This window comes from Streptomyces sp. M2CJ-2 (assembly GCF_016757295.1).
GTDB lineage: Bacteria > Actinomycetota > Actinomycetes > Streptomycetales > Streptomycetaceae > Streptomyces.
Genome location: NZ_JAESIF010000032.1, coordinates 76,441 through 85,968, shown reverse-complemented (window position 1 = coordinate 85,968; position 9,528 = coordinate 76,441). Strand labels below are relative to the sequence as shown.

The 9,528-nt window shown below is 69.0% G+C and carries 14 protein-coding genes; 8 read left to right on the top strand and 6 right to left on the bottom strand.

All coding sequences use genetic code 11. The annotated features are described in order from the left end of the window. The first annotated feature begins 184 nt into the window (after window positions 1–184). The gene (locus tag JL475_RS23150; RefSeq protein WP_202279740.1) at window positions 185–538 is read left to right on the top strand and encodes a hypothetical protein; all 354 of its coding nucleotides are present in this window, start codon (window positions 185–187) and stop codon (window positions 536–538) included. A 481-nt stretch (window positions 539–1,019) separates the two neighbouring features. Here JL475_RS23150 and JL475_RS23145 read toward each other — a convergent pair whose 3' ends face one another. Beyond that, window positions 1,020–1,826: a hypothetical protein gene (locus JL475_RS23145; protein ID WP_202279739.1), complete on the bottom strand. Its 807-nt coding sequence runs from the start codon at window positions 1,824–1,826 to the stop codon at window positions 1,020–1,022. A 667-nt stretch (window positions 1,827–2,493) separates the two neighbouring features. Here JL475_RS23145 and JL475_RS23140 point away from each other — a divergent pair. Further along, a complete protein-coding gene (locus JL475_RS23140; RefSeq protein WP_202279738.1) occupies window positions 2,494–2,694 on the top strand; it encodes a hypothetical protein in 201 nt (66 codons plus the stop codon). A 116-nt stretch (window positions 2,695–2,810) separates the two neighbouring features. Here JL475_RS23140 and JL475_RS23135 read toward each other — a convergent pair whose 3' ends face one another. After that, window positions 2,811–3,359, bottom strand: a complete 549-nt coding sequence (locus JL475_RS23135) for a DUF4262 domain-containing protein (protein ID WP_202279737.1) — start codon at window positions 3,357–3,359, stop codon at window positions 2,811–2,813. A gap of 232 nt (window positions 3,360–3,591) precedes the next feature. Between JL475_RS23135 and JL475_RS23130 the strand changes: the two genes are divergently transcribed. Further along, window positions 3,592–3,795: a hypothetical protein gene (locus tag JL475_RS23130; RefSeq protein ID WP_202279736.1), complete on the top strand. Its 204-nt coding sequence runs from the start codon at window positions 3,592–3,594 to the stop codon at window positions 3,793–3,795. A gap of 247 nt (window positions 3,796–4,042) precedes the next feature. Here JL475_RS23130 and JL475_RS23125 read toward each other — a convergent pair whose 3' ends face one another. Continuing rightward, a complete protein-coding gene (locus JL475_RS23125; protein ID WP_237408009.1) occupies window positions 4,043–4,351 on the bottom strand; it encodes a DUF6234 family protein in 309 nt (102 codons plus the stop codon). A 238-nt stretch (window positions 4,352–4,589) separates the two neighbouring features. After that, window positions 4,590–5,063, bottom strand: a complete 474-nt coding sequence (locus JL475_RS23120; RefSeq protein WP_237408033.1) for an ATP-binding protein — start codon at window positions 5,061–5,063, stop codon at window positions 4,590–4,592. Window positions 5,064–5,244: 181 nt separating this feature from the next. On the opposite strand from JL475_RS23120, the gene JL475_RS23115 reads away from it, so the two are divergent. The 5 genes from JL475_RS23115 to JL475_RS23100 all read left to right on the top strand — a co-directional run bounded on the left by JL475_RS23115 (window position 5,245) and on the right by JL475_RS23100 (window position 7,890). Continuing rightward, a complete protein-coding gene (locus JL475_RS23115) occupies window positions 5,245–6,159 on the top strand; it encodes a helix-turn-helix transcriptional regulator (protein ID WP_202279751.1) in 915 nt (304 codons plus the stop codon). Further along, a complete protein-coding gene (locus JL475_RS40195) occupies window positions 6,116–6,253 on the top strand; it encodes a DUF397 domain-containing protein (RefSeq protein ID WP_307825130.1) in 138 nt (45 codons plus the stop codon). The genes JL475_RS23115 and JL475_RS40195 overlap by 44 nt, the downstream gene beginning before the upstream one ends. A gap of 281 nt (window positions 6,254–6,534) precedes the next feature. Next, window positions 6,535–7,449, top strand: a complete 915-nt coding sequence (locus JL475_RS23110; RefSeq protein ID WP_202279733.1) for a hypothetical protein — start codon at window positions 6,535–6,537, stop codon at window positions 7,447–7,449. Window positions 7,450–7,458: 9 nt separating this feature from the next. After that, on the top strand, window positions 7,459–7,611 hold the full coding sequence (locus JL475_RS23105) for a hypothetical protein (RefSeq protein WP_237408008.1): 153 nt from the start codon (window positions 7,459–7,461) through the stop codon (window positions 7,609–7,611). 15 nt (window positions 7,612–7,626) lie between these two features. Then, window positions 7,627–7,890, top strand: coding sequence for a hypothetical protein (locus tag JL475_RS23100; RefSeq protein ID WP_202279732.1), 264 nt, complete (start codon window positions 7,627–7,629; stop codon window positions 7,888–7,890). 64 nt (window positions 7,891–7,954) lie between these two features. Here JL475_RS23100 and JL475_RS23095 read toward each other — a convergent pair whose 3' ends face one another. Beyond that, window positions 7,955–8,467 carry a hypothetical protein gene (locus JL475_RS23095; protein ID WP_202279731.1) on the bottom strand — a complete coding sequence of 171 codons (513 nt, stop codon included), beginning with the start codon at window positions 8,465–8,467 and terminating at the stop codon, window positions 7,955–7,957. Further along, entirely contained in the window at window positions 8,464–9,399 is a 936-nt protein-coding gene (locus JL475_RS23090; RefSeq protein ID WP_202279730.1) for a class I SAM-dependent methyltransferase, read from the bottom strand. The genes JL475_RS23095 and JL475_RS23090 overlap by 4 nt, the downstream gene beginning before the upstream one ends. Window positions 9,400–9,528 lie beyond the last annotated feature (129 nt).

Genomic DNA, 9,528 nt, shown 5'->3' with positions numbered 1-9,528 from the left:
GCTCCAGCTCGAACACGGCCGCACCACCTGAACGAAGATCACGAAACGTCACGAATGGTTACCGAGAAGGATTCAATGGCACTCGCACGACGCAGAACTATGCGGAAACAGGCCACAGGCCAAGGCCGAATCTCACTACCTGAGCCAACCCTGCCGACAGAACAGCGTCAGATCGGAAATCGCCGTGAACAACACCGACCCGGCTGCCGGGTACCAGACGTACGACCAGCCCCCGGGGCCCGACCGCACCGCGCGCAACAAGGGCACTGCACGGCGCGCGGCCCTCACGATCTGCACGATCGCCGACGTCGCGGCAGGCCTGCTGGGCCTGTGGATCGTGCTCTACCTGCTCGACGCGAACCAGGCGAATCCCTTCGTTGAATTCGTGCACGGAACGGCGGACTGGCTGTCCGGGTGGGCACGAGACATTTTCACGATGGACACAGAAGGCCTGCGTGCTGTTCTCAATTACGGTCTCCCGGCCGTTATCTATTTGCTGATCGGTCACGGGATCGCTTCCCGGATCAACCGGGCCTGACCGCAGCGGAAACACCGACGCAGTGATACCCGTCCCCAGCGAAATCGATCACGTACCGACCTACGAGGATCTGGTGCGGGAACGTGGTGACGTCGCTGACGTGGACCGCGGTGGCGATGACCTCGAGGGAGGCCGCGGCCGTCGCGGATCAGAAGGTGTTTGCTGCCCGCCTTGCGCCGGTCGACCGGCGACAGAAGCGACTGGCGCCGACGCCGCAGGCCGGCCCCGCAGGCCGGCCCCGTCGATGACCGCCGCAGCCGACGCCGCAGCGGAGTTGCCGTTGTTGATGACCGTCAGTGGGCTGGACATCCAAAAGCGAGCCGCACCGTAGGGGCATGCGAGTGATCGCGGAGGGTGAACGACCTACACGTCACCCAGAAAAAGCAAGCCGTGTCGCTCAAGCCCCCTGCCTGCGTTTTCCCCGAGCAGGGGGCTTGTTGCTGCACCGGGGCCGACGAGGTGCCGGGCGGCACCGTGGCTGTCAGTGGCAGTCGAAGCGCCAGTCCCACGGGAGGCCGGGACACCGGCGGCAATGGAAGAAGTAGACGCCGCCGCAGTCGCCCAGCTGTATGTCGCCGGTGATGGTCAGAAGGTGCTCCATGCGGTGTCCGCTCTCGCAGTCCGGCCAGTCGGCAGGCTGCGTCCAGGCGGGCCAGCCGCCGACCTTCGTTCCGATGATGTTGGAGTCGGGTGGCAGCACGGAGCCGCCCATCGGCAACCGGAAACGAGGTTCCCAGGTCTTCCACATGTCCTCGGGCAGATCGAGCGACCTCGGATAGTCCTCCGCGACCGTCGGGGACAACGTGGACGGTTCCGGCATGTTGTCCTCGTCGTACTCCCCCTCGCCCACCCCGGGGACCTCGGACAGCAGCCCTCCGGCCACGACCTCCGCCTCGTTGCGCCAGTACAGCCGCGGCATCACCGGCCCGGGATCCTGCTCATGCATCAGTGCGCACCACACCAGCTGCAGCAGATCCTTCCCCTCCGGGAACTCCAACCCCGGCACATCTCGGGCGAACAGCTGGAGGATCGGCACCATCGGCACCGCGCCCGGGACAATCTCGGTCCTGTTGGACGGGTCGGAGCCGAACGTCCAGTGGTCCTCCTGCGCGCAGTACGGCCACGGCTCCTCCGCGGGCCACAGCAGCCCGCCTCCCAGCGAGCTCTCCCGCACGCCGGGGTCGCCGGGTTCCGGGTTGAGGAGGGTGGTTTCCCGGGCAAGGCCCGCGTACTCCGGTATCAGGGTGCGCAGATCCTTCACGGGCAGCTCGGGTGTGTCTCCGGGCATCGAGGCTCCTCAGACGTACAAAGACCGACGGAATGCTGCGGGCACGTTAGTACGCGCCACCGACAACCCCGTACGGCAACGGCCGCCTCGTCACGCCTCCTGGATCCTGCCGCACGGGGCCCGCAACACGACCTCGGTGTTCTGACCGTCTGTGGGCCGCGAACCAGAAGGTCGGGAGCCGTTCGGTGGTCATCGACTCGGACGATCGTCCGGTCGCGATCATCGAGGTGACCCCGACTTCGCCGTGGACGACACGACGCCGGCGGTTCTGGAACGCTTCCGCGCCGTCACCGACCTTCGCCTCGCCGATCGACCTCACTCGATCCACGAGTGACACCGTGCCCCTGACGTGCCCGACGGAACGGGGAGCAGCGGGGGAGCCCCCGGAAACAACAGAGCGCCATCCGGAAACACGCAGGTCAGCGTCGCACCAGATCACGCCGCACCCGGTTACGCGCTCTTCCGAACCGGGGCGCCGGACCGTACGGAGCTAGCGTGGAAGAAGGACATCGAGCGGATGCCCGGCACCGGCCGATGAAACGGATATGACATGACCACGCAAGCAAGCGGGACAGTCCCCGGCACCGCGCCTTCCAGTGCGCCGATTCCGATCACGAGGCCCAGCGGGCCCCGCGCCGCAGCGGAACACGTCGTCTCAGGCAATACGGTGACCGTCCACATGGGCGACCGGCGGCTCGAACTGCCCCCCATGGACCAGCTCGCATTCCTCGCGGGCCTCGGCTTCCTCGCGGCACTCGAACTCATCGAGTGGCCCATCGCGCTCGCCATAGGCGTCGGGCACGAACTCGCCCGCAGCCGCCACGGCAAAGTGCTGCGCGAGTTCGGGGAAGCCCTGGAAGAAGCGTGACCCGCGCCTCCTTGACGTGCCATCGACACCTTCGCGTGGCTCCGGGCACGAACAGCTCCGGGTTGCCACAGGGCTTTCCCCTCTCCAAAAGGAGCAGTGCCAAAAAAGACCGCGCCTCAACCTCGGTCGAGGTCAGTCCACGGGCCGCTGGTTTCGTCCTTCGGGATCCACAGGAGAGGCTGGCTCGCGCGGCAGTATTCCTCGGCCTGGTCGTCCCAGGGGAAGCGGCCTTCCTTGTCCGGCCAGAACAGCTGCACGACGGGGAGCGGAGGGGCCTGGTAGTAGTCGAGCCCGGCACCGAAGAAGTCCCGGTACCAACTCGAGTGGACAGGCCGGACGGTCACCGGGTAGCCGTTCAAAATGTCGTCACGCACCTGGTCGGCTTCCAGCGGGTGTCCATCACGGATCTCTCCGCCTGCAATGTTGAGGATGCGCATCATCGTCTCGACCCGCAGGCCGAAGATGCAGACCTCAGGACTGCGCAGGGTGTGCCACAGGCCGATCGAGTAGGCCCAGTCCGCCGGCGCATCGTCCCCGGCGCCGACACCCATCACGTGCCAGCCGAACTCGGACACGCTTGCGGCGATGCGGCCATCACGTTCCTCCCAGGCCGGGCCGTCCGAAGAAGGCGCGCACAGGAGGCAGAAGCAAGAGGAGTCGTCCACCCGAGGAGGCTACGGCGCCATCCCTCACGGCTGACGCCGGGCCGTCCGAAGGAACCCGACGTCGACCGACAACGACAGAGGCCTACGGCCGACGAAGCGACACGCCGGCCCCTCGACGGAAAGTTCACCCCCGCCCCGAAAGCGGTTGCCGCTCCGAGCCCGAGGCCACGCCTGGTCTCTTCACGTGCCGCCTTCCGTGGGATGATCACGCTGCACGGGAAGGGAGCGGTGCATGCCTCAGGACCGGGAGCGATCCCTCGTTGAAAGCCCCGGTTGGATGGTGCTGTGCATCGTCTGGTCCGGGTGGTCGGCCGCCAGTACAGGTAGTCCGCTGTGGGTCCGCCTTGGATGCCTGGTGCTCTTCGTCGCCTTCGTCGCACTCCTGCTGCGTCATGTGGTCAAACACCACCAGAACGGCAAGTCCCGCCTCTCGTGACATCCGCGTCCGACCTCGACGTCGGCGCACAGCGGCGCATCAGGCAGACCTCGAGAGCCCCCGGGAGCTGACGGCCGCACCTCCTTTCGGCAACGCTTCAGAGCCCGGAAGCAAACCCCTGAAGCGGTGATCACGCGGTGGCCACGCACGAGCACATTCTCCCGTCGTCCTGGGCCGCACAGGGCACTCGACCGACTTGCGACGACTCAGCACGTCGGCAGATGCACTCGGCTCACTTGAGTGCCCGTCATGATGCGGCAAAGAAGGAGAACAGCCCCGCTCCGCCGCCCAGGAGCAGGAGCTGCACCGTGCCGGAGATGCGCCATCCCAGGGCGAGCAGGCCGCCGCCCGTGACCACCGCGCCCCCGGCCAGGAGCCACATCGCCTGCCGGGCGACCCGAGGGGCATCCGGCGGGTCGGGGGCGTCGTAGCTGTCGGCCCACCCCGTCACCCCGTAGCCGTACAGCAGCCAGGCGATCACCATCAGGTCGATCAGGAGCAGCGCCGCGCCGACCCCCACCTGCTGACCGACCGACGGCCTGCTCGTACGCTTCATCCCCGTCGTCATCCCGGCTGCCGCCCCTCGTCCCCCACCTCGTGGGGGGACAACAGCATGCGGCCTCGGACCTCGCCCCACATGAGTACGACTACTCAGCTACTCGGACGTTCAAGGGAGCAGCGGGCCGCTCGGGGCCGGCTCGAGGAGGTGATCGGCTTCCTGTTCAAGGCGTACGGGGACACCCCGGAGGTGGGCCGTACGGTCGTCGACACCGTCGAGAGGGCCACCGCGGGCGTCAGCGAGCCCTGGCGACCGGCACCTCCGCCCAGACCGTCTTGCCCACGGGCTCACGGGGCTCCCAGCCCCAGCGCTCAGCCAGGACGTCCACCAGGAACAGGCCCCGGCCGGACTCGCCGTCGGGACACGAAGAGGGCGAAGCCGCCGGTGGCCGTTTCGCGGCGGCGGCGTCGGCGACCTCGATCCGCACCAGGCCCGCCGCCTCGTCGAGGACGAGGCGGAGCCGGAAGTCGTGCCCCGGGACGTGGCCGTGCCGCACGGCGTTCGCGGCGAGCTCGCCGACGACCAGGGCGACCGTGCACGACACGTCCGAGGCCAGCGGGTGCCCCCACTCCTCCAGGCACCGCCCGGCGAGACGCCGGGCGAGCCGCGCGCCACGGGGTGTGGAGGCGAACTGGGCGGTTTTCTCCCGGGGTTGAGTGACACCGGTGTCCCTTCCGGACCCGTCACCCGAGGCGGTCGTTCCTGTCAGCACGGCGTGCCCGTCCTTGCCTGTCGAGCCATGGGACGTCTCGCGATGCGCACGAGTCGTCACGTTCCGTGCTCGAGAGTCGCGGAACCGCCCTACGCTCGGAAGGTGACGCAGCATTACCTTTCGGTTGGTAAGGGACGGAAGTGATGCTTTGGCCAACGGAATCGACCCCAGCGCCTCCATGGCCGCCCTGTTCGGCTCACGGGTGCGCAAGCTCCGTACGGCGGCCGGACTGACCCAGGCCGAACTCGGCGCGAGAACCCACGTGGTGGGCACCCGGATCACCCAGATCGAGCGGACCTCGGGAGCCAAACCCACCCTTGAACTGGCACGCGCCCTCGACGCCGCGCTCGGCGCGGACAACCTGCTGGTCGACCTGTGGCCGTACGTGTACCGGGAGACGTTCCCGGACTGGTCGCGGAAGTTCATGGCCCACTCGGAGCGGGCGGTGTCGATCAGGCAGTACGCGGCCCACGTGGTCCCCGGTCTGCTGCAGACGGAGGACTATGCGCGAGCGGTCCTGAGCCTGGATGCGCTGCTCGACGACGACGAGCAGTTGGAGGAGCGTGTCGCAGCCCGTATGGGACGGCAGGAAAGACTCGGCTCATCTGATCGGCCGGAGCTGTGCACAATCCTGGACGAGGCGGTGCTGAGACGTCCGATCGGCAACTCTGCCGTGATGCGGAGGCAATTGGAGCGACTGCTCGAAACGGCAGCGGAACGCCGCATCACCGTGCAGGTACTGCCGTTCGACCAGGGTGGGCACGAGGCGATGGGCGGCTCACTGACGATTCTCGCCCTTCCGGACGGCTCGGAGGTCGCCTACACAGAGGGCTCGGACTACGGACGACTCATCGAGGAACCGGACAACGTCAGTCGCTACAAAGTGATTTACGATCGGCTACGGGCAGTGGCCCTGCCCCCGCTCATGTCCCTCGGCATGATTCGGACCGCGATGGAGGGCAGCTACCGTGGAGCGAACGTCCCGTCCCGATCTGAACGGCGCCGCCTGGCGCAGGAGCAGCTACAGCAATCAGGCGGGGGGCGACTGCGTGGAGGTGGCCCACGGATTCCCCGGCGCCGTCCCCGTCCGTGACAGCAAGGCCCCGAACGGTCCCGCTCTCTGCTTCGCAGACGGCTCCTGGGCCGCGTTCATAGGTGAGTTGAAGGCCGGCCGACACCGGATCTGAGTCGGCCGGGCACCAGTCACGTCACGTCTTCCCGGCCCGCCGGTTCCTCGTCCGCGAGGGTCCGGTGGGCCACTGACCTCCTCAAAGAACCGGGGGAAAGAACCACCCGCCCACCCACCCTCCCCGCCGGAAAGCCCGCGTCACCCGTCCGGGTGACCGGCTTGCAGGCGCGGGTCACGGGCGGTTACGTTCGCGACACCCACCGCAAACAGAACGGCCCCCGGCCGGGAGTGGCATCCCGGAACGAGGGCCTGACCGATCAGGAAGCAGAGACCTTCCCGATGGCTGACCCGCAGTCTAACGCGCGCCTGCGCGCCGACGCCGGAGCTCCGACCTCCGGCGTGATCCACGTACGCACCCGGCTCACCGCCGACTTCACGGTGATCTCCAACGCCCTCGCCCAGCGGCGCGGCAGCGCGGTCACCGTCGGCGTCGCGGTCTACATCCTCTCCCTGCCCACCGGCACCCCCGTCAGCATCGCCGCCCTGTGCGCGCACTTCACCGAGGGCGAGATCCTCATCTCCCGGGCGCTCCGCGAGCTGGAAGCCGCCGGCTACCTGGAACGCCGGCGTGAACGTCTGCCCACCGGGCAGATCCGCACCCGCACGTACTTCTACGACGTCCCCGGTGGCGCCCCGCAGCCGGACCCGGACCCCGATCCGGAGGAGCCCCCGGAACCGCCGAAGCCGCCCCGGCTCCGGAAGTCACTCGCAGCCCAGCGCACCACGCCCTTCCCGGAAGCCGTCACCGAAGCGGCACCCGCCCCCGCCACTGACCGGCCGGAGAAACCGGCGTCGCTCGCCGACGCCGACCCGCAGGCGGTCGCCGTCCTGACCTCGCTGCGCCGTGTCGATCCGCGCCTGGTCCTGTCCGAACGGGAGGCCGTACGTCTCGCACCGGCCGTCACCGCGTGGCTCGCGGCCGGTGTCGCCCCCTCCCAGATCACCGCACATCTCACGGCACGGCTCCCCGACCACTTCCTGACCCGCCCGGCGGGCATCCTCGCCTTCCGGCTCCGGGAAACACCCCTCCCCGCACCGCCCCCGACACCACTCCCGCCGACCCCCGACCGCCCGGCCGTACTGCCCTTCCAGACCTGCGACGGCTGCGAACGCGCCTTCCGCGCACCTCAGCCCGGACCTTGCCGGGACTGCCGGAACCACCTCACCCAGGAGCGTCCGCGTGCGGCCGGCTGAGCCGAAGCGGTGCTCTTCTACCTCGACAACCAGCAGCTGCCCAGTGCCGAGACGGTCGGACGGTTCGACGCACACCGCGAGGCGATCCACCGGGCAGTGGGCAGGGGAGGACCCGCCGCCTACGCGGTACGACACGACCGCATCGAACGCACCTGGCCCTGACGGAGGATGACGTCCGTGACCGCAGCCGTACCGGTGGTTCTGCTCCCGCTCGTGATGTCCCTGACGGGTGCTGCCCTGGCCGCTGACCACCGGGGATGGCGGAAGGCCGCTACCCGGGCTTATGCGGGTGCATGGAACACCGAATACGCCAAGCTCTACGCGGTGTTCGGATATGTGGGGTGGTTCACGGCGGTGGCGGGAGCCCTCTTCACCGTAGTGGCCCTGGGAATCGTGATCGCCCACCACGTGAACCAGCCGTCCGCCATCATGTTCGGCTGACAGCGCCGCTTGTCAGCCATCGCCGTGACGCTCGGTGGCACGCGTACGACGTCACCCGGGTTCTCTACTGCACGTGGTGGTACCAGCGTCGGTGCACCGCAGGTTCGACGCACAGCACGGCGGCGCCTGCGATCGTGCCGACCAGCAGGGCGGACCCGCCGCCGCCGTTGAGGACCGCACCGAGGCAGGCGGCAGCAACGGCGAGCGGGCGCAGCAGGGTCAGCGGGCCGAGGCCGATGACCATCGCGAGGGTGCCGGCGCGGAACGGCAGGGTGAAGTAGGCGGCGAGCGAAAGCAGTACGGCGGTGGCGTAGACGGTGAGCGGGAGCAGGTAGCCGAGACCACCGGCAGTCAGAGTGTCGTAGGTCCGTGCCTGGTCGCGTGTGGTCAGCAGCAGGAGGGCGGCGGTCAGTGCGGGGGCGAGCAGCAGGACGGCCCCGACGGCCAGCCCACGCAGGACGGCTCGGGCGACGGCCCGCTGTTTGCGGATGCGGGCGTCGCTGCCGGCATAGGCGCGGAAGCCGCTGCACGCCGCGTCGACCAGACCGAGGAGTATGAGCGGTATGGCAGGCGTCATCGGGTGCTCTCGGCGAGGTGCTCCGGGCCGACCATGCGGCGTGCGTCCCGCCCGAGGGCGCGGCGAAGCGGCGCCTCCAGTTGCGGACGCACCCCGATGACCGGGCGCAACGTGGTGCAGAACGGGTTCACCGCGCCGCGCGGCTCGTACAGCAGTGCGCGGATGCCGGGTACCGCAGCGGCGCGCAACAGCGTCTCGTCGCTGTGCGCGCGCCGTGCGGAGACGACGCCGTCGTGGCGGCCGAGCGGGCTGCGCATCCGGGCACGGTGGAAGATCCAGGCGCCGATGGGCGCGAGACGGGTTGCGGCGATGTCGAAGTGGCAGAAGGCGTGCGCCGGTGAAGCGGCCTGGGCCTGGAAGAACTCGGCCAGGGCGGGACCACGGAAATGGTGCAGCACGCCGGTGGAGACGTAGACGGTCGCGGCTTCCGGCAGGCCGAAGGCGTTTCCGCGGACGAAACGGCAGTTGAGCCCCTCTGCCTGGGCGAGGCGGTCCGCCTCGCCGACCAGCGTGGCGTCGAGGTCGACCCCGACCAACTCGACGTCCGCACCAAGAGCGTTGGTCGTCGCCAGCCAGCGGACCAGGTAGCCCAGGCCGCAACCGACGTCGACCAGACGGTACGGACCGGGCTGCCCGGTGGCCGACCGAATCGCGGTGAAGAGCGGGCCGAGCAGGTGGACCAGCCGTTCGCCGATCCGCAGCTCCTCGCTCAGGCGCTGGAGCTCGGTGTGCACACCGATGAGCAGGCGGTCCACGGCGTGCGGGTCGAGTACGCCGTCCTGGTCCGTGGGCAGTCCGGCGACGATCCGGGCCGCGCGCTCGTCTCCGCTCTCGCGGAGCTGCTGGATCACCTCGGCGCGCCGGACCGGGAGCCGGTGGCCGCTGTGTGGATCCACCGCCGTGATCAGGTCGGAAATCTCAAGCTGGTGCACGGGGCAGAACCCTACGGCCTTCCCTGCCGAGCTCGGCGGGCCAGTTGCCACTGCCGTGGAATGTCCACGACCTCCCGCATTCTTTCGGTACTGGTGCTATCGAGACCCGTGCACATGTCGATGCACCCA